Raw genomic sequence first — 24,523 nt, 5'->3', positions numbered from 1 at the left:
AGGAATCCCGTGCCGTGCGCGCCGGCAAAGGTTTTGAGAGGCTCAGCGGCCGCCTGACGGGCGGCGCGCTGAAGACGAGGGATTAACGCTGCCAGACAATCTTGCTGATTTTCCAGCTTTTCAGCGTATCGTCCGAGGGCATTAATCCCTCTGGTCCATGCCAGTCACCCTGATAAACATAGGTCAGATGCTGACTGCCAGGCGCACGGCACGCCACGTCACGCGCATCGGTGCCGCTGGCTAAGGTGCAGTTGTCGAAGGCTTTGCTGAACTTATTACTGAAGAGATCACCCACTTTGCTGCCATCGCTGCTGGCGATTGCGCTGTCCATGACCTCAATACGTTCGACCTGCGACTGCCCGTAAATCACCAGCTTAACGTTGCCATCATCCAGCGCCTGCCAGAAAGAGACCACCTGACCATTCTGGCTGCGCATGCCCTGACGCAGGCTATAGTCACCGTTCAGTCCGGCATTAATCGCGTCCTCTTTCATGGCGGTCGAGGCAGTTAACCCACCCACACCCTGTTCAGTCGCGGTCAGCGAGGAACCGAACCAGTTCCACGGCAGCGCCGAAGACCAGTGATACGTCAGCGGATTCCACCAGCTTGCCTGCTGGCTGCTGTCAGCGCCGGAACCCGAACTGGCACAGCCGCTCAGTACAACCGCGGCGATCAGTAGCGTGGAACGAACAGCTTTCATGAGAACTCCTGTAAATGCGATGCCGGAAAGGCGGAACTGATTGGAGTCGCAAAGCGACAAAAAGTTTAGTGAAGATGATGTTCGGGCAGAAAGCAGTCGCGACAGCGGCGGCTGGATTGCAGCCAGATCAGCGCCAGCAGGTCAAAGAGCGTCAGCAGCAATGGCAGCGGTGAGGTGAGCAGATCGCCCTGCACAAACTGCATTCCCTGCCAGAGCAGATTCACCAGCAGCGACAGCGCCAGCACGCTGCGCCAGTGCTGCCAGAGTCGCGGCAGGCGGGTGCGATACCCGGTCAGCAGCAGGCCCGCCAGCGCCGGTAAACCCAGCGCAAGACCGATCCAGAACGCCTGACGATCCGGATAAAACAGCGCCAGCAGATCGTTGCCCTGCTGCCGTGACGCCCCGGCCATCACCAGCAGCAGCCAGGTCCGTGCCTGGAGTAACAGGATCAGCCAAAAAAGAAACGGCAGCCGCAGCTGCCCTCTGGCGTCATACTCGTCCGGCAGATAGCCCGGTGACGGCTTAGTATTCACGATCTTCGATCAGACGTTTACCAAACAGCAGCGCATCAACCGGCTCATAATCGAGCTTCTCATAGAACGCCACCACCTGATCATTCTCTTCGCGGATCATCAGATGCAGTTTCGGACAGCCGCGCGCGATAAGCTTCTTCTCCAGACGATTCATCAGCGCATTCGCAAAGCCGCGTCCCTGATAGTCGGGATGCACGGCCAGATAGTAAGCCGCGCCGCGATGGCCATCATAGCCGCCCATCAGTGTGCCCACGACCACGCCGCCCACTTCAGCGACCAGAAAGAGATCGGGGTCGTGATTCATTTTGCGTTCGATATCCAGCTCAGGATCGTTCCATGGCCGTAACAAATCGCAACGTTCCCATAAGGTGATCACTTCTTCAAAATCTTCCTGGCGGAAGGCGCGGATTTCCATCTTCTTTACCTGCAAATAAGCACAATTTGCTGATTATCACGCATTCTCTGCCGCACGCAACCCTCCATGACGGGCGACAAATAAAAAAGCGCAAATTTACTGTTCGCGACCTGCAATACAAAGTAATGCCCTGAAATGGTTCTGTGATCGCAGGCAGCAGTCCCTTAGGCTATAACACCGGCAAGATTCCTGTTACCGGACCCGCACATGCACCTGCTTAAACGTTTGATTCATCGCCGTCAGTTACTGCTTTCCGGGCTGGCTCTGGCCATTTTATCGCCGCGCGCGGTTCAGGCTAAAGAGCAGTCTGCGCTTACTGGTGCAAATCGTCACTCGCGCCCTGCCCCGCCCACTAAGAACGGGAAACGTATCGTGATGATCGACCCCGGTCACGGCGGCATCGACTCTGGTGCCGTTGGCGAAGAGGGTTCCGAAGAGAAACACATCGTGCTGGAGATTGCCGGTAACGTGCAGCGTCAGCTACAGAGCCATCCGCGCATAGAAGTGCGTCTGACCCGCGACAGCGACCACTTTATTCCGCTCTATCAGCGGGTGGAGATCGCCCACCAGCACGGCGCCGATCTCTTTATGTCGATTCATGCCGACGGTTTTACCAGTCCCGATGCCAGCGGTGCCTCGGTGTTTGCGCTCTCTAATCGCGGTGCCAGCAGCTCGATGGCGCGTTATCTGTCACAGCGGGAGAACGATGCGGATAAGCTGGGTGGCGTGAAAGCGCAGCAGCAGGATCACTATCTGCAGCAGATCCTGTTCGATCTGGTGCAGACAGACACCATCAAAAACAGCCTGACGCTGGGCAAGCATGTACTGGATCAGATCCGCCCGGTTCATCATCTTCACAGCCAGCACACCGAGCAGGCTGCCTTTGCGGTACTCAAGTCACCGTCGATCCCCTCGGTGCTGGTCGAGACCTCCTTTATTACTAATCCGCGTGAAGAGCAGCTGCTCGGCACCACCGCGTTTCGCCAGAAAATCGCCTCGGCTATTGCCAGCGGCATCGTCAATTACTTTGATGAGTTTGATCGGCGCAACGCCTGATGCGCGTCGCCGGTTCAGGCCGTGCGACTCGCCGCACTCATGCAAGCGGCGCGGTTTTGCGTATAATCGCGTCAGACTTTGACAAACCATAAGCGAAAAAATGGCTGATATTTCCCGCGTAAAAGCGTTCCTGCTCGCATTGCAGGATGAGATTTGTAACCAGCTGGCGGCTGAAGATGGCGGCGCAGCGTTTGCCGAAGATAGCTGGCAGCGTCCTGGCGGCGGCGGCGGTCAGAGCCGCGTTCTGCGCAACGGCGCGGTGTTTGAGCAGGCGGGCGTCAACTTTTCGCACGTGCATGGCGATCAGATGCCGGCATCCGCCACTGCACACCGGCCGGAGCTGGCGGGTCGCAGTTTTGAAGCGATGGGCGTGTCGCTGGTGATCCACCCGAACAATCCCTATGTGCCCACCAGCCACGCCAACGTGCGCTTTTTTATCGCGGAGAAACCGGGTGCCGATCCGGTCTGGTGGTTTGGTGGCGGATTTGACCTGACCCCTTTTTATGGCTTCGAAGAAGATGCGCTGCACTGGCACCAGACCGCCGCTGACCTCTGCCAGCCTTTTGGCGAGGATGTCTATCCGCGCTATAAAAAGTGGTGTGATGACTATTTCTATCTGAAGCATCGTGATGAGCAGCGCGGCATTGGCGGCCTGTTTTTTGACGATCTCAACACGCCCGACTTTGAGCAGAGCTTCAGCTTTATGCAGGCGGTAGGCCGCGGCTTTATGGATGCCTATCGACCGATTGTGGCGCGCCGTAAAGATCACCCGTGGGGCGATCGTGAGCGTCAGTTCCAGCTCTACCGCCGTGGTCGCTATGTGGAGTTTAATCTGGTGTGGGACCGCGGCACGCTGTTTGGTCTGCAGACCGGCGGTCGCACTGAATCGATCCTGATGTCGATGCCCCCGCTGGTGCGCTGGGAATATGATTATCAACCCGATGCCGACTCACCTGAAGCCGCCCTCTATCGCGATTTCCTGCCGGTGAAGAACTGGCTGAATCTGCCAGTCTGATCACGTCTGCTGCGGCAGTGCGGGCCTCAACCCGCGCTGCGCTTCCCTCCTCCTTCCCGACACGTCCCCTTTCACAGGGCACGGATTGCTACAGTGTGGCCTGCGTCATTCCTCCTGACTGCTATGCTTATGGGTGGAATATGGCGCACCCCACGGTTAACACCGCATGACGGCTCCTTCGCACCGCCTCGCAGCGCAACAATCAGAGAAACCGCATGTTCATCAGAAACTCTCTGTTGCAATGTTATGGGTTCGCGTTCCCGGTAGCAGAACATGCCACAGACCGGCTGCGAGGCCTGAGGTGCCCCCTGTTCGCTTTCATTTTTCTTTTCAAGGAGTTTAGAGATGAACCAGCTAGAAGCCCTAAAACAGTTCACCACCGTGGTGGCGGACAGTGGTGATATCGAATCGATTCGTAATTACCATCCGGAAGACGCCACCACTAATCCCTCACTCATTCTGAAAGCGTCCGGTCTCGAAGGGTATAAGCACCTGATGGATGACGCGATTGAGTACGCCAAAAAACAGGGCGGCAGCAAAGAGACGCAGATTATCAACGCCAGCGACAAAGTGGCGATCAACCTTGGTATGGAAATCCTGAAAAGCATACCGGGCCGTGTTTCGACCGAAGTGGATGCGCGCCTCTCCTTCGATCGTGGCATGTGTGTGACCAAAGCAGAAAAACTGATTCGGATGTATGAAGAGCACGGTATCGATCGCTCACGCGTACTGATTAAGCTGGCCTCAACCTGGGAAGGCATCCGCGCAGCGGAAGAGCTGGAGAAAAACGGCATCCAGTGCAACCTGACACTGCTCTTCTCCTTTGCTCAGGCGCGTGCCTGTGCCGAAGCGGGCGTGTTCCTGATCTCCCCGTTCGTTGGCCGCATCTACGACTGGTATAACTCGCGCAAACCCATGGACCCCTACGTGGCGGATGAAGATCCGGGCGTAAAATCCGTGCGTCGCATCTACGATTACTACAAAAAGCACCGTTACAGCACCATCATCATGGGCGCCAGCTTCCGTAAAGTGGAGCAGATTATCGCACTGGCAGGCTGTGACCGCCTGACCCTGTCACCTAACCTGCTGGAAGAGTTGCAGAACAGTGATGCGCCGCTTGAGCGCAAACTGGAGCCTTCAACTGAAGGTTTCCACCAGCCGTCGCCGCTCTCCGAGGCGGAGTTCCGTTGGGAACATAACCAGGATCCAATGGCAGTTGAAAAACTCTCTGACGGCATCCGCCAGTTCGCGGTTGACCAGCAGAAGCTGGAAGATGTGCTCGCCGCACGCCTGTAGTCTTTATTTTAGTCGGGCGGGACTTTCCCGCCCTGATGCATAACAAGGGAGAACTTTATGTCCTCACGCAGAGAGTTGGCAAACGCGATTCGTGCACTGAGCATGGATGCGGTACAGAAGGCAAATTCAGGCCACCCCGGTGCGCCAATGGGAATGGCCGATATCGCCGAAGTGTTGTGGCGCGACTTCCTCCAGCATAATCCGACCAATCCCGCCTGGCTTGATCGCGACCGCTTTATCCTCTCCAACGGCCACGGCTCGATGCTGCTCTATAGCCTGCTGCACCTGAGCGGTTATGACCTGCCGATTGAAGAATTGAAAAATTTCCGTCAGCTGCACTCTAAAACGCCAGGCCACCCGGAAATCGGCTACACCCCAGGCGTTGAAACTACCACCGGCCCGCTGGGTCAGGGACTGGCTAACGCCGTGGGCTTAGCCATTGCAGAACGCACGCTGGCCGCGCAGTTTAACCGTCCGGATCATGAGATTGTCGATCACCACACCTATGTGTTTATGGGCGATGGCTGTCTGATGGAAGGCATCTCGCATGAAGTCTGTTCACTGGCGGGGACCCTGGGTCTCGGCAAACTGATCGGCTTCTATGACCATAACGGTATCTCGATCGATGGCGAGACCGAAGGCTGGTTTACTGACGACACCCATAAACGTTTTGAGTCCTACAACTGGCATGTGATTGGCGATATCGACGGCCATGACGCTGATGCCATTCGTGAGGCGATCAAAGAAGCGCAGAGCGTCACCGATAAGCCTTCACTGATTATCTGCCGCACCATTATCGGTTTCGGTTCGCCGAACAAAGCCGGTAAAGAGGAGTCGCACGGCGCGGCGCTGGGTGAGGCAGAAGTTGCCCTGACCCGCAAACAGCTCGGCTGGAACTATCCGGCGTTTGAGATCCCGGCTGAAATCTACCAGCAGTGGGATGCCAAAGCGGCGGGTGCTGAACGTGAAAAAGCCTGGGATGCAAAATTTGCGGCTTACAAAGAAGCCCATCCAGAGCTAGCGAAAGAGTATGAGCGCCGGATGAATGGCGAAATGCCCGCCAACTGGGAAACCGAAGCGACCCGGTTCATTCAGGAGTTGCAGGCTAACCCGCAGAAAATCGCCAGCCGTAAAGCGTCACAAAACTCGCTGGAAGCCTACGGCAAAATGCTGCCGGAGTTCCTCGGCGGTTCTGCTGACCTGGCACCGAGTAACCTCACCATCTGGTCTGGTTCTAAATCGATCAAAGAGGATCCGGCCGGTAACTATATTCACTACGGCGTGCGTGAATTTGGTATGACGGCGATTGGTAACGGTGTCGCGCACCATGGCGGTTTCGTTCCCTACACCGCAACCTTCCTGATGTTTGTCGAATATGCGCGTAACGCCGCGCGTATGGCTGCGCTGATGAAGGCACGACAGATTCTGGTCTACACCCATGACTCCATCGGTCTGGGCGAAGATGGCCCGACGCACCAGCCGGTAGAGCAGATCGCCAGCCTGCGTCTGACGCCAAATATGAGCGTATGGCGTCCGTGCGATCAGGTCGAAACGGCCGTAGCGTGGAAAGCCGCCGTCGAACGTCATCACGGCCCGACTGCGCTGATCCTTTCGCGTCAGAATCTGCTGCAGCCGGAACGTACCCCGGAGCAGATCGAAAACATCAAACGCGGCGGCTACGTGCTGAAGGATTGCGACGGCACACCAGAAGTGATTCTGATCGCGACCGGTTCAGAGATTGAGATCACCCTGGGTGCAGCGGATAAGCTCACTTCAGGCGGTCACAAGGTGCGGGTGGTTTCACTGCCTTCTACTGACCTGTTTGATGCGCAGGATGCCGCTTACCGCGAATCCGTACTGCCAAGCGGCGTGAAAGCGCGTGTGGCGGTAGAAGCGGGTATTGCTGACTACTGGTTCAAGTATGTCGGTCTGGACGGTGCGATTGTCGGTATGACCACCTTTGGTGAATCCGCCCCGGCCAGTCAGCTGTTCCCGGAGTTTGGCTTCACGGTTGAGAATATCGTCAGCCACGCTGAAGCATTACTCAAGCCAGTTTAATGCTTATGCCCTTCCCGGCTCACCGGGAAGGGCCATTTCCACTTATAGCCTGATACATAAAAAAAACTCTATTCCCCTCTTCCCGCCCTGCGCAAACTCATTACTATAGAGCCGTCATACTTAATGCTGCCTGTGCGCTGGCTGTCCGTCTGTTCCCGCTGTCGTTCTGCCGGGATAACGCGGTTCTGTCCTGATGCATCCCGATGAGTGAAGGCAGATTTCCTCCGATTTTATAGCGAAGCCACTTCCGTTGAACATGCGCACACCCTATTTACTGGCCCTGATGGTTTCACTGCTTCCATTAAAAAGCATGGCGCAGGTCGCGCCCGATCCGCTGCTGGCCTCTCAGATTGTTGATCGCTATGCGGAACATATCTTTTACGGCAGCGGTGCAACCGGCATGGCACTGGTGGCGATTGATGGCAATCAGCGGGTGTTCGCCAGCTTTGGTGAAACCCGTCCCGGCAACAATGTCCGTCCGCAGAAAGATTCGCTGATTCGCATCGCCTCGCTGAGTAAGCTGATGACCAGTGAAGTGATGGTGAAGCTGGCTGAGCGCGGACAGATCCGCCTTGACGATCCCCTGAGTAAATATGCGCCGCCGGGTTCACGCGTGCCCACCTACAATGGTCAGCCCATTCGCCTGATCAATCTCTCGACCCACACCAGCGGACTGCCGCGCGAACAGCCAGGCGGCAAAGCGCAGCGTCCGGTATTTGTCTGGCCGACCCGTGGTGAACGCTGGGCGTGGCTGTCGCGCGCTAACCTCAAAGCGGCGCCAGGCAGCAGTGCCGCCTACTCTAACCTGGGCTACGATCTGCTGGGTGATGCACTGTCGCGCGCCACCGGCAAACCCTATCCGGCGCTGTTTCAGCAGCTGATTACCCGCCCGCTCGGCATGAAGGACACGACGTTTACGCCTTCGCCAGAGCAGTGCGGACGCCTGATGGTGGCGGAAAAAGGGGCCAGTCCGTGCAATAACACCCTGGCGGCGATTGGCAGCGGCGGCGTTTACTCCACGCCGGATGATATGGGCCGCTGGATGCAGCAGTTCCTTAACTCTTCGGTTAACCACCGCACGCCGCAGATCGATCGACTGCAGACGCTGATCTATCGTCGCGATCAGCTGAGCAAAGTAGAAGGCATGGATGTGCCGGGTAAAGCGGATGCGCTGGGGATGGGCTGGGTCTTTATGGGGCCGAAAAATGGTCGCCCTGGCATTATTCAGAAAACCGGCGGCGGCGGCGGTTTCATCACCTATATGGCGATGGTGCCGCAGCATAACGTGGGGGTATTTGTGGTGGTGACCCGCTCGCCGCTGACCCGCTTTACGCCAATGAGCGACGGCGTGAATAATATGCTGGCCGAACTGGTCGGCAATCAGCTTGGCTCACCGATGATGGTGCAGGCGATTCGTTAACGCTGCTGTACGCCACCGTCAGACTGGCTGACCCACAGGGTTGGCCAGTCATCACTGCTGTGCCAGGCGTCACAGGTCGACTCCTCCGCATACTCCGCTAACACAAAACGCGTGCCATCAAACTGCCAGCGAGTGGCACTGCCGCAGTCACCCAACCCACGTCCTTTACCAAAGGTGTAGAGCTGGCCGCTGGCCGCATCATATTCGGCGTTAATCAGCTCAAGCTGTCGGTCACTGGCACCTGGTGGGGTAAACGGCAGAGTTAAGGTGATGCCGCGCGCGACATACGGCTGGCTGCGCGTCACTTCAAACGCCAGATCGATCACGTTATAAGCCCCCATTTCACAACTCACCAGCAGCAGCGCGCGCTGATCGGTGAGTGGCGCCACGCTGACTTCACGGCGCAGTGGATCGAGTGAGCAGGAGTCGGTATTGACCCGCCAGGTGCCGTAATCAATTAATCCGCTGGTCTCATCGCGCGTCAATGCCGCGGGTGGCTCGACAGCAGGCGGCAATGGCGGCAGCGCAGGCGGTGGTGGAACATCCCAGCTGGCGCGATCGCCACGTTTGACCCATGCGCTCATGCTGTTGACCCGCCCCTGGGTGTCATCCATCAGCAACAGTGCGGCCTTCATACCGCGCAGGGAGATCAGCGCATTGGGATCGAAAGTGAGCTGAAGGGTTTTCGCCTCCATCACCAGATCAAGAAACTCATCAATTGCGATGGCATTGCTGGTGGCAAGATGGTGCGGTTCAACCGTCCAGTGTTTGAGGTCGGGTTTCAGACGGCGCTGATCCAGTAGCAGGTTATCCTGAAGCGAACCGCCAGGCAGCGCGCCACTGTAGGCACTGCCGTAGTCGATTCGCAGCAAGGGGCGATCGTTGACGCCCGCATGCCGCGAAATCGTCATCACTAACCCTTTGTCGCCCGGAATATTGCGCGCCACGCAAAAGGCTTCATTGTTGCAGGTGATTTGCCAGTCGTTGAATGACTTTTGCAACGGTTCCGCCTGAACACAGGCAACCCACAGAGACGGCAACAGCCACAGCGATTTCATCCAATACGACATTAAGAAAATCGATCCCCGAATACCCAGAGTGGAGAGGATAGCGCATCAACGGGCCTGCCAGGGTTCCCATTCTGTGAACCTGTGCAAAAAGCGCAGTTAACTGCTTAAAAAGCGTGCATAAAAAGTGGATTATGCTTCACTTTCCACGCTCAACGCCGTCACGCTGCAACAGGCTAACTGCATGATTTTTTATGGTATCAGCCAGCCAGCAATCTGCGCATGCTGCAACAGCATGACGGTTTTGCCGTCGCGAATGCGGCCATCGGCGACCATTGCCAGTGCATCAGGGAAAGGCACTTCCAGCACGTCGATCGACTCATCTTCAACGCCGCCGCCCGCATTGTCGCGCAGCGATTCATTATATTCCGCTGCGAAAAAGTGGATCAATTCAGTGACGCCGCCCGGCGACATATAGCAGGCATAAAGTTTCTCCACCTCGCCCACCGCATAACCGGTCTCTTCAATCGCCTCTTTGCGAATGCAATCTTCCGGAGAGTCGTCGTCCAGCAAGCCGGCACAGGCTTCAATTAACATGCCGCCCTCGTTACCGTTGACGTAAGTGGCGATACGGAACTGGCGCGTCAGGACCACGCTGTTCTTTTCACGGTTATAGAGCAGGATGGTCGCCCCGTTTCCGCGATCGTAGACTTCACGTTTATGGCGGATAACCTCGCCACGACGATCGGTGATCTCATAGGTGTAGTTACGCAGCACAAACCAGTTTTCGGACAGGAGCTTATCTTTGATGATGTTGATCTTAAACGACATGAGGACTCCGCTACCGCATAAAGGGAGCCTTTCATCATAGGGGCAAGCTTGCGGGAAAACTATCCTAATTCTCGCGGTGAATGAGGCGGTTTACGCCAAAAAAAAGCCAGCCCGAAGGCTGGCCTGATTGCTGCAGCGCTTATCAGCGCGAGGTGTCGTCAGCCAGTCGGGTCGGCTGAGGCTCCTCTTCGTGATGATCCTGTTCGGTCTCAGCTATGGCGTGAACACGCTTACGCACGCCAAACCATCCCAGCACCAGCAATACCGCGATCAGCGGAATGGAGGCGATGGTGTAAGTCCCGTTCGGGTAGTCAAACGCCATCAGCACCAGCACGCTGAACAGGAACAGCAGCGTCAGCCATGAGGTAAACGGCGCGCCTGGCAGCTTGAAGCTGACATCATCCGCCTTGCCCTCTTTAATCGCTTTGCGCAGACGCAGCTGACAAACCACGATAAAGGCCCAGGAGGAGATAATCCCCAGCGAGGCGATGTTCAGGACGATCTCAAACACCTGAGAAGGCACATAGTAGTTAAGCACCACACCAATCACATAGACGGCGATGGTCACCAGAATACCGGCATAAGGCACCTGCTGACCGTTCATCTTAGACATGAATTTCGGTGCAGAGCCACCCATCGACATGGAGCGCAGAATACGCCCGGTTGAGTAGAGGCCCGAGTTCAGGCTGGAGAGCGCCGCACTCAGCACCACGATATTCATGATGCTGCCAACGTAAGGCACGCCCAGCTTCGAGAAGAAGGTAACAAACGGACTCTGACCCGCCTGATAGGCGTTCCACGGCAGCAGCAGCACCAGCAGGACCACAGAGCCGACGTAGAACAGGCCGATACGCCAGATCACGCTGTTGATCGCTTTCGGCAGCATGGTTTTCGGGTCTTTACATTCCCCCGCCGCCGTACCTACCAGTTCGATAGAGGCAAAGGCGAACACCACACCCTGAATCAGCACCAGCGCAGGCAGTAAGCCGTGTGGGAACATGCCACCGTTATCGGTGATCAGATGGAAGCCGGTGCTGTTGCCATCCAGCGGTTTGCCGGTGCCAAGGAACACCACGCCCACCACCAGGAAGATCACAATCGCCAGCACTTTCACCAGCGCAAACCAGAACTCCATCTCGGCAAACCACTTTACGCCGATCATGTTCATGGTGCCGACAATCGCCAGCGCGCCCAGGGCGAACACCCACTGTGGCACATCACCAAACGCGCCCCAGTAGTGCATGTAGAGCGCGACGGCGGTGATATCGACGATGCCGGTCATTGCCCAGTTGACGAAGTACATCCAGCCCGCCACGTAGGAGGCTTTCTCACCCAGAAATTCACGGGCGTAGGAGACGAAGCTGCCGCTGCTGGGACGGTGTAACACCAGTTCGCCCAGCGCACGCAGAATAAAGAAGGAGAAGATGCCACACACCAGATAGATGATGGCTAAGGCGGGGCCAGCAGCCTGCAAACGGCCACCTGCGCCCAGGAACAAACCGGTACCGATGGCACCGCCGATCGCAATCATCTGTACGTGACGGTTACCCATCGCCTTCTGGTAGCCGGCGTCATGAGAGTTGAGCCAGCGTCGTTTCGCAGCGCGCATCTCGCCTGGGGTTTTGTTTTTAGATTTCATAGCATTCCTGTTTGTCCTGACTATCAGTCGTCGCCCCCATTTCAGGCGTAATGCCCTGTGAAATGGGGTATTTTCCTCTGTGCGTTTGCCTGTGAGTGAGTGCCAGACAGCGCGGGAATTTACGGCGATGAATCCTACCCGTTCTGCAAGAACGAAGCAAAATATACCGGGCAGATGCACAGGCTGATTTGTAAGAATCCATCCTGATGCACAAAAACAAAAAAACCGGCCATTTTCAGGCCGGTAAAAGCTACAGGGATGGAAACAGGAGGGTTGGGTTAGCGATAAATCTCTGCGGTGCCGCTCCACAGGCTGGAATCGCCTGGGTTATCGACACCGATAACGCGGTAATGGCTGGCGCCCATCTCTTCCGCTTTTTGCGACAGCTGGCGATTCGCATCGTCCAGCGAGCCGCGAACGCCGGAGACCGAAACGCTACCGATGCTCTGCATACTCTGCGCCTGCGACTGATCGACCGGCGCGGCGGCGAAAGTGGCAAATGAGGCGGTAGCCAGTAATGCGCCCGCCAGGACAGCATTCAGCTTTTTCATTGGATGCTCCTTAATCTGTGATCGGGGTTGAGTTGATGACTGGATGAATTATTAGCGCTGCAATGAAAAGCAACATCGGGACGATGTAAACCTGTTCCTTTTTTAAGCGTTGAACAGCAGCACGTCCTGGGAACTGTCAGTTGCGGTCATTTTATGTGCGATGTGTAACGTCCTGTGCGATAAACAGGGAATGGATCATTTGCGTTACGTTAATGCGCTCTTATAATTCCCGCACTTTCAACAGGGCCATTCATGTGATTGTTAAACGTTCCGTAACTCAAAGCATCGCTCAGGCGCTCAGCGCCATTGTCCTGCTGTCGCTGCTCACCACCGGTCTGGCATTAGTCACGCTCCTGAGCAGCCAGCGCGACGCGGAGGCGATCAATCTGGCGGGTTCACTGCGCATGCAGAGCTATCGCATGGCCTGGGATGCCAGCCGGCAGCCGCAAAATCTGGCTCATCATCTGGCGCGCTATCAGCAAACGCTGGATGCCCCGGTGCTGCAGAAACTTGATCGGCCCTGGGTACCCCGTGAAGTAAGTGTTCGCTATCAACGGCTACGTGCCGCCTGGCCCTCGCTGCAGCAACAGTTGCAACAGGGCGATACCGTGGCTTATCAGCAGCAGGTGCCGATCTACGTCGGTGAAATCGATCGCTTTGTACTGGGTCTGCAACGCTATACCGAGTTGAAAATGCATCTGGTGGCCGCCAGCAGCCTGGTGGGGGTCATTGCGATTGTGGCGCTGGCACTGATGACGATTCGCTTTACCCGACTGCAGGTGGTGCGCCCGCTTAATGCGCTGGTCACCGCCAGTCGCTACGTAGAGAGCGGCAACTTTGCTTTTCCGCCGCTGCACGTTGAGCAGCAGAATGAACTGCGGGTGCTGTCGCATGCCTTCAGCGGCATGGCGGCACGGCTGCATTCGCACTACCAGCTGCTGGAAAGCACGGTGCGCGCCAAAACAGAAGATTTAACCCAGGCGAATCGCACGCTGTCGCTACTCTATGACAGCTCACAAATGCTGACCGCCAGCCCGCTGCATCCGGCACTGTTTGAAGCCGTGTTAACCAATGTACTGACGCGCGAGAAACTGACGGCGATCCGGCTCGACAGCGACCAGTTTCAGTTTCGTGCCGGTGATGATCAGGCAGCCGGTCAGTGGCAACGTCTGCCGTTACAGCAGGACGAGCAGCAGATTGGCGAGCTGCGCTGGCAGACAGCTGGTGCCTCACCTCCGGATGAACTGATGCGCAGCCTGGCGGCGATGCTGGGACGGGCTATCTGGATCTGGCAGGCACAGCAGCAGTATCAGCAGATGCTGCTGATTGAAGAGCGCACGACCATTGCCCGGGAATTACATGACTCGCTGGCGCAGTCGCTCTCGTTTTTACGCATTCAGCTGACCCTGCTGCGCCGCGCCGTTGATAAAGACGATAGCGCCGCCCATACCATTATCGCGGACTTCGATCAGGCGCTGGCCGAGGCCTATCGTCAGCTGCGTGAGCTGCTGACCACTTTCCGTCTGACCATTGAGCAGGCGGATCTGGTGGCGGCCATGCAGGCGATGATCGCCTCGCTGCAGGAGAAGAGCAGTGCAGAGATACACTTTAACTATCAGACCGGCCTGCAGAGTCTGGAAGCACAACAGCAGGTGCATGTGTTGCAGATCGTCCGTGAGGCGCTGCTGAATGCGATTCGTCACGCCAGTGCGCAGGTTATTCGGGTGGATTATCAGCACAGTGAAAAAGGTGAGCACTTACTGACAATTACGGATGATGGCGTGGGGATGAACAGCACTGACGAACCGCCGGGCCATTACGGCCTGACTATTATGGCGGAGCGCGCTCAGCGCCTGAGCGGCCATCTGACCCTCCACGCACAGCCACGGGGTACCAGGGTGGAGTTGCGCTTTCCACCGCAACCGGCGCGCCCGCTGGAATAGCAGGCCAGACCTAATCTTAATTCATTAAAATAATCTATCGGTTTGCGACCGCGGGCTATTCGATACAGAACAGGGTGTTGTCCCTGAACAATACCGTCTGATCTGCCGCAGTCTGAAACCAATGCAACGGAGAAAATATGCAACAGCCCGCATTAACATTGATGATTGTGGATGACCACCCGCTGATGCGCCGCGGTGTCCGTCAGCTGCTGGCGCTGGATCCCCGGCTGGAGGTGATCGCCGAAGCCAGCAACGGCACTGAAGCGCTGGCGGAAGCCCGCCATCAGGAACCGGACATCATTCTGCTCGACCTGAATATGAAAGGCATGTCCGGACTGGATACGCTGAAGGCGCTACGCCATGAAGGGATCAGTTCGCGCATTCTGGTGCTGACCGTCTCTGACGCCCGCAGCGATATTTTTGCCATGGTGGATGCCGGTGCTGACGGCTATCTGCTCAAGGACAGCGAGCCGGAGGTCCTGCTGGGGCATATCCTGCAGGCATCACGGGGCGAAAAGGTCTTCAGCGAGGGCGTCACCCGCTATCTGGCTAATCGCCAGCACAGTGCCGATCCTCTGCGTCAGCTCACCGAGCGCGAACGGGATGTGCTGCAGGAGGTGGCGCGTGGCCTGTCGAATAAAGAGGTTGCCGCTATTCTGCATATCTCTGAAGAGACGGTAAAAGTGCATATTCGTAACCTGCTGCGGAAACTGGATGTCCGCTCACGCGTCGCCGCCACGGTGATGTGGCTTGAAAGCCGCAAATAGCCAACGAATTTACATTTTCTCCTCAATTTCTCCACGATTTCCCCCGCTGCCGCACGTAGAGTAAACGGCGGCGGAGAATCATGGCAAAGACCCGCCGAGTTTCCTGCCAGAGCGCCCGTTGCTGGTGGGCCTGACCAACGATAAAAGTAGTGAGGAGTGTCGATTTAATGTCGAATTTCTTTATCGACCGCCCTATCTTTGCCTGGGTTCTGGCGATTCTGCTGTGCCTGTGTGGCACGCTTTCGATTATTTCGCTGCCTATTGAACAGTACCCCGATCTGGCACCGCCCAACGTGCGCATCACCGCTAACTATCCGGGCGCATCCGCCCAGACGCTGGAAAACACCGTTACCCAGGTGATCGAGCAGAACATGACCGGCATCGATAATCTGATGTACATGTCCTCTAACAGCAGCAACACCGGCCAGGCACAGATCACCCTCACCTTTACCGCCGGGACCAATCCCGATGAAGCCCGTCAGCAGGTACAGAATCAGCTGCAATCCGCACTGCGCAAATTGCCACAGGCGGTGCAGTCGCAGGGTGTGACCGTCAATAAAACCGGTGACAGTAATATTCTGATGGTGGCATTCGTTTCAACCGACGGCAGCATGGATAAGCAGGATATTTCAGACTATGTCGCCAGTAATATTCAGGATCCGCTAAGCCGTATTGATGGCGTCGGCCAGGTTGACGCTTACGGCTCGCAATATGCGATGCGTATCTGGCTCGATCCCAATAAACTGATCGCCTATTCGCTGACCACGGAAGATGTGGTCAGTGCGATCCAGTCGCAGAACACCCAGGTTGCCGTGGGTCAGGTGGGTGGCCTGCCGTCGGTAGAGAAACAGGCGCTTAACGCCACGGTCAACGCCCAGTCGATGCTGCAGACCCCTGAGCAGTTCCGGGCGATTACCCTGAAGAACAATCCCGATGGTTCGGTGGTGACGCTGGGCGATGTCGCCAGCGTGGCGCTGGGCGCTGAGAAGTATGATTATCTGAGTCGTTACAACGGCCAGCCCGCGTCAGGCCTGGGGGTGAAGCTGGCATCCGGTGCCAACGAGATGAACACCGATAAGCTGGTGCGGGCGCGCATTGAGGAGCTATCCCACTACTTCCCGCACGGTCTGGAAGCAAAAATCGCCTATGAAACCTCCCCTTTCGTTAAAGCGTCAATCACCGATGTGGTGAAGACGTTGCTGGAGGCGATTGTGCTGGTATTTGGCGTGATGTACCTGTTTATGCAGAACTTCCGCGCCACCTTAATTCCTACTATTGCAGTGCCGGTGGTGCTGTTCGGCACCTTCAGCGTGCTCTATGCCTGCGGGTTCAGCATCAATACCCTGACCATGTTTGCCATGGTGCTGGCAATCGGGCTGCTGGTGGATGATGCCATCGTGGTGGTGGAAAACGTTGAACGTATCATGCATGAAGAGGGACTCTCGCCGCGTGCCGCCACCCGAAAATCGATGGGCCAGATTCAGGGCGCGCTGGTGGGCATCGCGCTGGTGCTCTCTGCGGTGTTTGTGCCGATGGCGTTTTTCGGCGGCACCGTCGGCGCCATCTACCGTCAGTTCTCAATTACCATTGTGTCGGCGATGGTGCTGTCGGTGCTGGTGGCGATGATCCTGACACCGGCGCTCTGTGCCACGCTGCTCAAACCCGTGGCGCAGGGCGAGCAGCCTGAGCGTCGCGGCTTCTTCGGCTGGTTCAATCGTCACTTTAATCGCAATGCTGACCGCTACGAGCGCGGGGTCGCGGGTATCCTGCGTAAGGGCGGTCGCTGGTTGCTGCTCTATCTCGGCATCATCGGCCTGATGGCCTTTCTGTTTCTGCGTCTGCCGACGTCGTTTCTGCCGCTGGAAGATCGCGGCGTATTCCTGACGCAGGTTCAGCTTCCGGCAGGCGCGACGCTTGAGCAAACTGCCAGCGTCGTCGCCAAAGTTGAAAACTATTATCTCACCGAGGAGAAAGCCAATGTGCTGTCGGTCTTCTCCACCATCGGCGCAGGTCCGGGCGGCAATGGACAAAACGTGGCGCGTCTGTTTGTGCGGCTCAAAGACTGGGAAGCGCGGCCCGGTGCCGATCGCACCTCGTTCGCGATTATCGAGCGCGCGACGAAGGCATTCCAGAAGATCAAAGAGGGTCGGGTGATTGCCAGCAGCCCGCCAGCCATCACCGGCATGGGCAGCAGCTCCGGCTTTGACCTGCAACTGCAGGATCACGCGGGCGTCGGTCATACCCAACTGATGGCGATGCGTGACAAACTGCTGGAGATGGCGGGCAATGACAACGCGCTGTCGCGGGTACGACACAATGGACTGGATGACAGCCCGCAGCTGCAGATCGATGTTGATGCACGTAAAGCGCAGGCGCTGGGCGTGTCGCTGGATACCATCAACGACACCCTGACCACCGCGTGGGGCTCCAGCTACGTGAATGACTTCCTGGATCGTGGCCGGGTGAAGAAGGTCTATGTGCAGGCTGCCGCTGAATTCCGCATGCTGCCAGACGACATCAATAAATGGTACGTGCGCAACAGCAGCGGCAAAATGGTGCCCTTCTCCGCGTTTGCCACCAGCCGCTGGGAGACCGGTTCCCCACGTCTTGAACGCTACAACGGCTATTCGTCGCTGGAGATTGTCGGCGAAGCGGCCAGTGGCGTCAGCAGCGGCACGGCGATGGATGAGATGGAAAAACTGGTTAATGCCCTGCCCCTGGGCGTCGGGTTCCAGTGGACCGGTGCCTCTTATCAGGAGCGGCTCTCCGGTTCGCAGGCGCCGGCACTTTATGCGATTTCGCTGCTGGTGGTCTTTCTCTGCCTGGCCGCGCTGTATGAAAGCTGGTCGATCCCGTTCTCGGTGATGCTGGTGGTGCCGCTGGGCGTGGTCGGCGCGCTAATCGCCACCTGGATGCGTGGGCTGGAAAATGACGTCTATTTCCAGGTTGGCCTGCTGACAGTAGTGGGGCTATCCGCCAAAAACGCCATCCTGATTGTAGAATTTGCTAATGAGATCAACAGCCGTGGACGCGAGCTGGTGGAATCTACGCTGGAGGCATCGCGTCAGCGCCTGCGGCCGATTCTGATGACCTCACTGGCCTTTATCTTTGGTGTACTGCCCATGGCGATCAGCAGCGGAGCGGGCTCCGGCAGCCAGCATGCCGTGGGAACCGGTGTGATGGGCGGAATGATCTCTGCCACACTGCTGGCGATCTTTTTTGTGCCGCTGTTCTTTGTGCTGGTACGCCGCCGCTTCCCGCTCAAAGAGAAGCCGCTCGACTAAGTAGAGGCGCAAATAAAAAGCGGTCACTGATATCAGTGGCCGCCTTATTTCTGTGTGTGGTAAGAATTCCAGCAAGCGGGATTAACCTGCTTTTTTCTTCGCGCGTTACTTGTTGCGTAACATCGCTTCGATAAATTCTTTCCAGGTTCCCATTTCGGTGTCAATCATAATGCCCTCTCTTATTGTGCTGGCAATGTTACGCTCTTTTTTTATACAGGTGAATACGTTTACACCTGTTATATCTATCGGCATACGCCATAAAAACATGAATGTTGCTGGTTTTGCAAGCTGACGCACACTTCAGCAACTCCTTAACCCCGTTGAAAATAATTTATTTTAAACCCAGCGGTAGACTATTTTATCAACATGGCGAAATTCCTAAGCTCTTATTGATAAGCAGGGTAATGGTTAGCTGCGAAATTGATAGCGTTTACCCGATGCCGGACGATGACCTTGCTGCCGTGCTCTGTGGCCCGATTCCCGCGCCTGTGCAGATGCCGCAACGGATCACACTATGGTAAACTCGCACTTTGGCTGCTTTTTTCAGCTTTCACTTCTCACAGGACAATAAGGATCGGGCAATGAGCACGCAGTGGGTGATGTTCGGGATTAAAAATTGCGACACCATAAAAAAAGCCCGGCGCTTTTTAACAGACGCAGGCGTTGACTATCACTTCCACGACTACCGTGCGGATGGCCTGAACGATGCCCTGCTGCAGGAGTTTATCGATGCACTGGGTTATCAGGCTCTGCTTAACACCCGGGGCACCACCTGGCGTAAATTGCCTGAGAGTGATCGCGACGCGGTTACCGATGCCAGCAGCGCCAAAGCGCTGATGCTGGCGCATCCCGCCATGATTAAGCGTCCGCTGTTGCGCGCCCCGGATGGCGCCCTGCTCGCCGGTTTCAGCGAAGCCACCTATCAGAATGCTATCCAGGAGAAGTCATAATATGTTTTGCCCGGTCATTGAGCTGACGCAGCAGCTTATTCGTCGCCCCTCTCTCAGCCCCGATGATGCCGGATGTCAGGCTCTGCTGATCGCCCGTCTTGAAGCCATTGGCTTTAAGATTGAAACGATGAACATCGACGACACCCTGAATTTCTGGGCCACCCGTGGCGAAGGTGAAACGCTGGCGTTTGCCGGTCACACCGATGTGGTGCCGCCTGGCGATGCCAGCCGATGGATTAATCCGCCATTTGAACCCACCATCCGCGACGGCATGCTGTTTGGCCGCGGCGCGGCCGACATGAAAGGATCGCTGGCGGCAATGGTGGTGGCTGCCGAACGTTTTGTTGCGGTGCGTCCCAATCACCGAGGGCGACTCGCCTTTATGATTACCTCTGATGAAGAGGCCAGCGGGGCCAACGGCACGGTTAAAGTGGTTGAGCGGCTGATGGCGCGCCGCGAACGGCTCGACTATTGCCTGGTCGGCGAGCCCTCCAGCACGGAAGTGGTGGGTGATGTGGTGAAAAATGGCCGTCGCGGCTCAATCACCGCTAACCTGATGGTGCATGGCGTGCAGGGCCACGTCGCCTATCCGCATCTGGCGGATAACCCGGTTCACCGGGCGATGCCCGCGCTGAACGAGCTGGTCGCGACCGAGTGGGATCAGGGGAATGAGTTCTTTCCGGCGACCAGCATGCAGATTGCCAACGTCCAGGCGGGCACCGGCAGTAACAATGTGATCCCGGGCGAGCTGTTTGTGCAGTTTAACTTCCGCTTCAGCACCGAACTCACCGATGAGATGATTCGTCAGCGGGTCGCAGAGCTGCTGGATCGTCACCAGTTGCGTTACACCATTGAGTGGAAACTCTCTGGCCAGCCCTTCCTGACCACGCGCGGTAAGCTGGTTGATGCCGTCGTGAAAGCTGTAGCGCACTATAATGAAATTAAGCCGCAGCTGCTGACCACGGGCGGAACCTCCGATGGCCGCTTTATTGCCCGGATGGGTGCACAGGTGGTGGAACTGGGGCCAGTGAATGCCACCATTCATAAAATCAATGAGTGTGTGAAAGCCTCCGACCTGCAGATGCTGAGCCGGATGTACCAACGCATCATGGAACAACTGATCGCCTGACGGCGGTTTTAAGGAGCAGCAAATGGAATTTATTAAAGATTACTGGTGGATCCTGGTGATCCTGCTGATGGTTGGCGTGCTGATGAACGTTTATAAAGATCTGAAACGCATCGATCATAAAAAATTTATGGATAACAAACCTGACCTGCCGCCGCATCGTGATTTCAACGATAAATGGGATGACGACGACAACTGGCCGAAGAAGAAGTAAACGAAAAAGCCCCTGCTATGCAGGGGCTTTTTTATGGTTCTTCACAAAGTCAGCTCTCATCAGCGTTAAGATCGAGCTTGCGCAGGGGCTTTTTTACATCATCACGATAACATCATCGTCACCCGGTTTTGCGCCGCTTAACGCCTCATCAAAGTAGCGTTTTGGCACCGTATAACGCAGATGATTCAGCGCCAGCTCCATGCTGCGGTGATCGATGGCGTGCTCCAGATCGTCAACGATATCCAGGGTAACGTCGCCACCGCAGGCGGTCAGCCGATGCTCCGCCTGCTGCGCATGGTGCAGCGGGACCTGCTCATCATAATCACCGTGGATCAGGTGGATGGTGGTGCGGGTGCTGGCCTTCTCCGGCAGGGTAATAAACCGGCCATTAAACACCACCGCGCGGCCCGCCAGATCCGGATGCGCCTTAACCCCTTCCAGCACCATACTGCCGCCCTGCGAAAAGCCGATTAACGCTGTCGCTTCCGGCCGCACACCGCTCTTTTTTTGCCAGTGACGCACAGACCCAACAAACTGCGGCATGGCCGCATCAACCCGCTGCTGGACGGTCTGATCGTGCAGGTCGGTTTCGCCGAACCACTGACGACTCGCACCAGGCGAGCCGACGGACACCACCAGCGCGTCGGGAAACGTTCGGGCAAACCAGTTGCCAATCTCGCCCATTGAATCCGGGTTATCGCCAACGCCATGGTAGAGCAGAAACAGCTGTGCTGTGGTGGCAGGCTGTTGAACGATTACATATTTCAGTGTCATGTTGACCTCCTGTGTTCACTCTACGCCGCCTGGCATAAAATCATATGAGGATAATTTGAACCAGCTGGTCGAATTATTTCAACGGCAGGTGCAGCAAGGCTGCATCAACGCCCAGTGTCTGGAGGGCCGCTGCCGCCTGCTGACGCAGCGCTGCGACTAGCGCTTTGCGCCCGCTCACTCCCGCCTGCTGGGCCAGTTCGCCCAGGGCTGTGGGTGTGGCCACCGCCGCGGCCAGCAGCGGTAAAGAGGCTGAACTGGCCTGCACCAGACGCTGCAACACCGGCAGGCTCGCTTCCAGTGGCCGCTGCGCCCAGGCAAAACCCGCCGCCAGACGAATATCCTGCGCGGTCAATCCGTCGTCAGTAACCTGATCAAACTGCAGTTCCAGTGCGATATGCTGGCGCAACAGCGGCCAGTCTCGCGCCAGCTGTTCTGCCGCGCGGTGTTGCAATGCCTCACCCGCAGCAGAACAGGGCAACATGGCCATCGCCGCGTAGCAGCCGCTGCTGGCTTCGCGCTGACTGCCAATCCGCACCAGGCTAAAGCCACAGGCGCGCCAGAACGCCCAGAGAGATTCAGTGTAGCCGAAGCTGACGGAGAGGTAGTCATATCCGACGGCCGCACTGGCCGCTGCCGCAACCAGCTGCTGTCCGGTTCCCAGACGACGCCGCTCCGCCGCCACGGCAATACGGCTGATGCGCAGCGAGCGCAATGTCGCCGCCTCAGCCAGACCGGCGTGGGCTGCCAGCGACTGTGCCACCAGATTCCCGCGAGGTCGCCGGGTGCCCGCCCAGACCGCCTGTGCCAGTGCAGGTTCAAGACCGCCCTCTTCCACCAGCCAGAGCGCGCCCTGTAACGCCGACGCGTCGCCGGCCCGCCACAGCTGCATGCCCGGGGCATCCAGCAGGCGGCGCAGATCAAGTGGTGAGGTACGATAGTGTGCACTGGTCAGCAGACGATACGCGGCCTCCAGCGCGCTGAAATCGTGGCGCTCAACACGATGAGGCGTTACAGGAGAATCGGGTGCGGTTGCGGCGGTATCTTCAAACAGCAGCGCCCGGTTCAGCCACTGCTCCAGCGGATCGAAACGCGACCAGCGCAGCGGCTCATCGAGCGTAAAATAGTGTGCATCAGGAAGCCCGGCGCAGAATTTAAGGATAAACCCGCGCCCGCTTCCTTCGTAGCCCTGTACGGTGGTGGTGAGCAATACGCGGGGATATCGACTGACCAGCGCCTGCAGCAGCGGTGCCGGGATCGCCGCCGCTTCATCCACAATCAGCCATTCCGCCTGCGGCGGCGTCTCCAGCGCCAGCAGCGCATCGGGTGCCATAAAGTGAAAAGCGTCAGCGGCGAAGATGCTCAGCACCTCCGTTGAGGCTTTGGCCGGAGCCGTCACCAGACAATGTCCGTTCAATCGTGCCAGTATACCCGCCAGCGCCGATTTACCGCGTCCGCGGGGCGCGGTCAGCACGGCAACCCCCGATGGCAGCCTCATCAGCTGATCGAGTATCGCCTGCTGCTGCTGCGGTGCCTGACAGTGCCACTGCGGCCAGTCCGGCTGCGCCGGAAACCGGCATGGCTGATGCTGCCGCTCCAGCAGCACCTGGTCATCCGCTAATATCAGCTGTTGCAGGTGGTGAACAAAATAAGGGGTGGCGATGGGTTCAGCGACATCGGCCCAGCGCAGGCTGTCGCTGTCAGGCTGCTGCGCCCACTGTTCCCAGGGCGGCACCAGCAGTAACAGCCAGCTACCGGCGGTGAGCGTGCCAGCCAGCGCAGCGAAAGCGTCGGCATGAAAGCCCTGACGAGCGTCAAACAGAGCATGACGAAATTCACGGCCAAGCAGCGTGCGCACCGCAGCAGGCTGTTTGTGCAGGACCGGCGTTTTATACTGACCCGGCCCTTTATCCGAAGCAGAGAACAGCGGTTCCGGGCTCAACGCCAGCCAGTCGCCGGTCAGCGTTTCACGCCACGCCGCAGCCCGTAGTAAACACCAGGCCGGGTCGCCGCTGATCACCGCCAGACGACGCACACCGGCCTGCTGCATAAGCTGCGTAAGAGGCTGCAGACTCATCAGTTGCTGGCGAAGGTGTTGCACTGTCCTGGATTGCCACCATCAAACCCGCGCTTGAACCAGGTGTAGCGCTGCTCAGACGTGCCGTGGGTGAAGCTGTCCGGCACTACGCGGCCCTGACCTTTCTGCTGCAGGCGGTCATCGCCAATTGCCTCGGCGGCATTCAGCGCTTCCTGCAGATCGCCCGCTTCAAGGATATTTTCCTGCTGCATATAGTGTCCCCAGACACCGGCAAAACAGTCCGCCTGCAGTTCCATTTTGACGGAGAGCTGATTAACCTGCGTCTGGCTGGCACCCTGCTGCATTTCACGCACTTTCGGTTCAATACCCAGTAGTTTCTGGACATGGTGGCCAACTTCATGCGCGACGACGTAGCCCTGGGCGAAGTCACCGTCCGCGCCAAGTTTGGTTTTCATCTCGTCATAAAAAGAGAGGTCGATGTAGACGGTCTGATCGGCAGGACAGTAGAACGGCCCCATGACTGACTGTCCGGTACCACAGCCAGTGCGGGTTGCGCCGCGATACATCACCAGCTTCGGTGCCACATACTGTTTGTTCATCTGCTGGAACAGTTTGCCCCAGGTGTCTTCCGTGGTGGCCAGGATCACCTTCGTAAATTTCGCAGCCTCATCATCATTGGCGCTGACGCTGCGCTGTTGCTGCTGGCTGGTCGGTGCAACTTCGCCGCCTGTCAGCAGTGCGGTCAGGTCGTAACCGTAATAACCCGCGATGGCCACGACAATCAGCAGCACAATACCGCCTTTACCGCGCGGCAGACGAATCTGGCGGCCTCCGCCGCCTAAACCGGACGATTGATCGCGACGGTCTTCTACATTGTCGCTTTCGCGACGCCCTTGCCAGCGCATGCTG

General features: G+C 57.4%; 22 protein-coding genes. 11 read left to right on the top strand and 11 right to left on the bottom strand.

What is annotated here, in order from left to right; genetic code table 11:
• Window positions 1-82: 82 nt before the first annotated feature.
• The 3 genes from GVJ63_RS14800 to GVJ63_RS14790 form a co-directional block, all read right to left on the bottom strand.
• A complete protein-coding gene (locus GVJ63_RS14800) occupies window positions 83-700 on the bottom strand; it encodes an RpoE-regulated lipoprotein (RefSeq protein ID WP_022624157.1) in 618 nt (205 codons plus the stop codon).
• Window positions 701-765: 65 nt separating this feature from the next.
• Window positions 766-1,233 carry a DUF2919 family protein gene (locus tag GVJ63_RS14795; RefSeq protein WP_010259942.1) on the bottom strand — a complete coding sequence of 156 codons (468 nt, stop codon included), beginning with the start codon at window positions 1,231-1,233 and terminating at the stop codon, window positions 766-768.
• Window positions 1,223-1,648, bottom strand: a complete 426-nt coding sequence (locus tag GVJ63_RS14790) for a GNAT family acetyltransferase (protein WP_003848834.1) — start codon at window positions 1,646-1,648, stop codon at window positions 1,223-1,225. The genes GVJ63_RS14795 and GVJ63_RS14790 overlap by 11 nt, the downstream gene beginning before the upstream one ends.
• 207 nt (window positions 1,649-1,855) lie before the next feature.
• On the opposite strand from GVJ63_RS14790, the gene amiA reads away from it, so the two are divergent.
• The 5 genes from amiA (at window position 1,856) to ampH (ending at window position 8,493) form a co-directional block, all read left to right on the top strand.
• A complete protein-coding gene (gene amiA / locus GVJ63_RS14785; protein ID WP_061703712.1) occupies window positions 1,856-2,704 on the top strand; it encodes an N-acetylmuramoyl-L-alanine amidase AmiA in 849 nt (282 codons plus the stop codon).
• 100 nt (window positions 2,705-2,804) lie between these two features.
• Entirely contained in the window at window positions 2,805-3,719 is a 915-nt protein-coding gene (gene hemF / locus GVJ63_RS14780) for an oxygen-dependent coproporphyrinogen oxidase (protein WP_010671360.1), read from the top strand.
• Between the two features lie 345 nt (window positions 3,720-4,064).
• A complete protein-coding gene (gene tal / locus GVJ63_RS14775; protein ID WP_010259954.1) occupies window positions 4,065-5,015 on the top strand; it encodes a transaldolase in 951 nt (316 codons plus the stop codon).
• A gap of 57 nt (window positions 5,016-5,072) precedes the next feature.
• Window positions 5,073-7,073 (top strand): transketolase, encoded by a 2,001-nt coding sequence (gene tkt, locus GVJ63_RS14770; protein WP_159227063.1) that lies wholly within the window; start codon window positions 5,073-5,075, stop codon window positions 7,071-7,073.
• A gap of 256 nt (window positions 7,074-7,329) precedes the next feature.
• Window positions 7,330-8,493 carry a D-alanyl-D-alanine-carboxypeptidase/endopeptidase AmpH gene (ampH, locus tag GVJ63_RS14765; RefSeq protein ID WP_010259962.1) on the top strand — a complete coding sequence of 388 codons (1,164 nt, stop codon included), beginning with the start codon at window positions 7,330-7,332 and terminating at the stop codon, window positions 8,491-8,493.
• Here the strand turns inward: ampH and GVJ63_RS14760 are convergent.
• The 4 genes from GVJ63_RS14760 to GVJ63_RS14745 all read right to left on the bottom strand — a co-directional run bounded on the left by GVJ63_RS14760 (window position 8,490) and on the right by GVJ63_RS14745 (window position 12,521).
• Entirely contained in the window at window positions 8,490-9,563 is a 1,074-nt protein-coding gene (locus GVJ63_RS14760) for a DUF1176 domain-containing protein (protein WP_010259965.1), read from the bottom strand. The genes ampH and GVJ63_RS14760 overlap by 4 nt on opposite strands.
• A 189-nt stretch (window positions 9,564-9,752) precedes the next feature.
• Window positions 9,753-10,331 carry a GDP-mannose pyrophosphatase NudK gene (gene nudK, locus GVJ63_RS14755; RefSeq protein WP_159227062.1) on the bottom strand — a complete coding sequence of 193 codons (579 nt, stop codon included), beginning with the start codon at window positions 10,329-10,331 and terminating at the stop codon, window positions 9,753-9,755.
• 142 nt (window positions 10,332-10,473) lie between these two features.
• A complete protein-coding gene (ansP, locus tag GVJ63_RS14750) occupies window positions 10,474-11,970 on the bottom strand; it encodes an L-asparagine permease (protein WP_010671357.1) in 1,497 nt (498 codons plus the stop codon).
• A gap of 278 nt (window positions 11,971-12,248) precedes the next feature.
• On the bottom strand, window positions 12,249-12,521 hold the full coding sequence (locus GVJ63_RS14745; RefSeq protein WP_010671356.1) for a DUF1471 domain-containing protein: 273 nt from the start codon (window positions 12,519-12,521) through the stop codon (window positions 12,249-12,251).
• Between the two features lie 254 nt (window positions 12,522-12,775).
• Between GVJ63_RS14745 and narQ the strand changes: the two genes are divergently transcribed.
• The 3 genes from narQ (at window position 12,776) to acrD (ending at window position 18,515) form a co-directional block, all read left to right on the top strand.
• Window positions 12,776-14,464 (top strand): nitrate/nitrite two-component system sensor histidine kinase NarQ, encoded by a 1,689-nt coding sequence (narQ, locus tag GVJ63_RS14740; protein ID WP_029519734.1) that lies wholly within the window; start codon window positions 12,776-12,778, stop codon window positions 14,462-14,464.
• Window positions 14,465-14,601: 137 nt separating this feature from the next.
• Entirely contained in the window at window positions 14,602-15,231 is a 630-nt protein-coding gene (locus tag GVJ63_RS14735) for a response regulator (protein WP_033758590.1), read from the top strand.
• 167 nt (window positions 15,232-15,398) lie between these two features.
• Window positions 15,399-18,515 (top strand): multidrug efflux RND transporter permease AcrD, encoded by a 3,117-nt coding sequence (gene acrD, locus GVJ63_RS14730; RefSeq protein ID WP_010259979.1) that lies wholly within the window; start codon window positions 15,399-15,401, stop codon window positions 18,513-18,515.
• A 105-nt stretch (window positions 18,516-18,620) separates the two neighbouring features.
• On the opposite strand, the gene GVJ63_RS14725 is transcribed toward acrD, so the two are convergent.
• Window positions 18,621-18,812, bottom strand: coding sequence for a hypothetical protein (locus GVJ63_RS14725; protein ID WP_010259981.1), 192 nt, complete (start codon window positions 18,810-18,812; stop codon window positions 18,621-18,623).
• A gap of 284 nt (window positions 18,813-19,096) precedes the next feature.
• Here GVJ63_RS14725 and GVJ63_RS14720 point away from each other — a divergent pair, with 284 nt between their 5' ends.
• The 3 genes from GVJ63_RS14720 to GVJ63_RS14710 are packed head-to-tail and all read left to right on the top strand — an operon-like array spanning window position 19,097 to window position 20,805.
• Window positions 19,097-19,465: an ArsC family reductase gene (locus GVJ63_RS14720; RefSeq protein WP_033788105.1), complete on the top strand. Its 369-nt coding sequence runs from the start codon at window positions 19,097-19,099 to the stop codon at window positions 19,463-19,465.
• Window position 19,466: 1 nt separating this feature from the next.
• Window positions 19,467-20,594: a succinyl-diaminopimelate desuccinylase gene (gene dapE / locus GVJ63_RS14715; RefSeq protein ID WP_010671351.1), complete on the top strand. Its 1,128-nt coding sequence runs from the start codon at window positions 19,467-19,469 to the stop codon at window positions 20,592-20,594.
• 22 nt (window positions 20,595-20,616) lie between these two features.
• On the top strand, window positions 20,617-20,805 hold the full coding sequence (locus GVJ63_RS14710; RefSeq protein ID WP_003848800.1) for a YpfN family protein: 189 nt from the start codon (window positions 20,617-20,619) through the stop codon (window positions 20,803-20,805).
• 93 nt (window positions 20,806-20,898) lie between these two features.
• On the opposite strand, the gene ypfH is transcribed toward GVJ63_RS14710, so the two are convergent.
• The 3 genes from ypfH to GVJ63_RS14695 form a co-directional block, all read right to left on the bottom strand.
• Window positions 20,899-21,579: an esterase gene (ypfH, locus tag GVJ63_RS14705; protein WP_010671350.1), complete on the bottom strand. Its 681-nt coding sequence runs from the start codon at window positions 21,577-21,579 to the stop codon at window positions 20,899-20,901.
• Between the two features lie 73 nt (window positions 21,580-21,652).
• Entirely contained in the window at window positions 21,653-23,653 is a 2,001-nt protein-coding gene (locus tag GVJ63_RS14700) for a tRNA(Met) cytidine acetyltransferase TmcA (RefSeq protein WP_159227061.1), read from the bottom strand.
• Window positions 23,653-24,519, bottom strand: a complete 867-nt coding sequence (locus tag GVJ63_RS14695; RefSeq protein ID WP_010259999.1) for a neutral zinc metallopeptidase — start codon at window positions 24,517-24,519, stop codon at window positions 23,653-23,655. The genes GVJ63_RS14700 and GVJ63_RS14695 overlap by 1 nt, the downstream gene beginning before the upstream one ends.
• Between the last annotated feature and the right edge of the window lie 4 nt (window positions 24,520-24,523).

Origin of the sequence: Pantoea sp. 18059 (assembly GCF_902706165.1) — a bacterium.
In the GTDB taxonomy this organism is placed as follows: Bacteria; Pseudomonadota; Gammaproteobacteria; order Enterobacterales; family Enterobacteriaceae; genus Pantoea; species Pantoea agglomerans.
The sequence above is the reverse complement of the archived record's forward strand: the minus strand, read 5'-3'. Positions and strand labels throughout refer to the sequence as shown.

What these genes read in the sequence shown, in the direction of transcription:
- GVJ63_RS14800 (WP_022624157.1), bottom strand. Translation starts at nt 700, where the DNA reads ATGAAAGCTGTTCGTTCCACGCTACTGATCGCCGCGGTTGTACTGAGC.
- GVJ63_RS14720 (WP_033788105.1), top strand. Translation starts at nt 19,097, where the DNA reads ATGAGCACGCAGTGGGTGATGTTCGGGATTAAAAATTGCGACACCATA.
- tal (WP_010259954.1), top strand. Translation starts at nt 4,065, where the DNA reads ATGAACCAGCTAGAAGCCCTAAAACAGTTCACCACCGTGGTGGCGGAC.
- hemF (WP_010671360.1), top strand. Translation starts at nt 2,805, where the DNA reads ATGGCTGATATTTCCCGCGTAAAAGCGTTCCTGCTCGCATTGCAGGAT.
- GVJ63_RS14745 (WP_010671356.1), bottom strand. Translation starts at nt 12,521, where the DNA reads ATGAAAAAGCTGAATGCTGTCCTGGCGGGCGCATTACTGGCTACCGCC.
- GVJ63_RS14790 (WP_003848834.1), bottom strand. Translation starts at nt 1,648, where the DNA reads ATGGAAATCCGCGCCTTCCGCCAGGAAGATTTTGAAGAAGTGATCACC.
- GVJ63_RS14710 (WP_003848800.1), top strand. Translation starts at nt 20,617, where the DNA reads ATGGAATTTATTAAAGATTACTGGTGGATCCTGGTGATCCTGCTGATG.
- amiA (WP_061703712.1), top strand. Translation starts at nt 1,856, where the DNA reads ATGCACCTGCTTAAACGTTTGATTCATCGCCGTCAGTTACTGCTTTCC.
- GVJ63_RS14695 (WP_010259999.1), bottom strand. Translation starts at nt 24,519, where the DNA reads ATGCGCTGGCAAGGGCGTCGCGAAAGCGACAATGTAGAAGACCGTCGC.
- tkt (WP_159227063.1), top strand. Translation starts at nt 5,073, where the DNA reads ATGTCCTCACGCAGAGAGTTGGCAAACGCGATTCGTGCACTGAGCATG.
- ansP (WP_010671357.1), bottom strand. Translation starts at nt 11,970, where the DNA reads ATGAAATCTAAAAACAAAACCCCAGGCGAGATGCGCGCTGCGAAACGA.
- GVJ63_RS14760 (WP_010259965.1), bottom strand. Translation starts at nt 9,563, where the DNA reads ATGTCGTATTGGATGAAATCGCTGTGGCTGTTGCCGTCTCTGTGGGTT.
- ampH (WP_010259962.1), top strand. Translation starts at nt 7,330, where the DNA reads ATGCGCACACCCTATTTACTGGCCCTGATGGTTTCACTGCTTCCATTA.
- acrD (WP_010259979.1), top strand. Translation starts at nt 15,399, where the DNA reads ATGTCGAATTTCTTTATCGACCGCCCTATCTTTGCCTGGGTTCTGGCG.
- GVJ63_RS14700 (WP_159227061.1), bottom strand. Translation starts at nt 23,653, where the DNA reads ATGAGTCTGCAGCCTCTTACGCAGCTTATGCAGCAGGCCGGTGTGCGT.
- nudK (WP_159227062.1), bottom strand. Translation starts at nt 10,331, where the DNA reads ATGTCGTTTAAGATCAACATCATCAAAGATAAGCTCCTGTCCGAAAAC.
- dapE (WP_010671351.1), top strand. Translation starts at nt 19,467, where the DNA reads ATGTTTTGCCCGGTCATTGAGCTGACGCAGCAGCTTATTCGTCGCCCC.
- ypfH (WP_010671350.1), bottom strand. Translation starts at nt 21,579, where the DNA reads ATGACACTGAAATATGTAATCGTTCAACAGCCTGCCACCACAGCACAG.
- GVJ63_RS14735 (WP_033758590.1), top strand. Translation starts at nt 14,602, where the DNA reads ATGCAACAGCCCGCATTAACATTGATGATTGTGGATGACCACCCGCTG.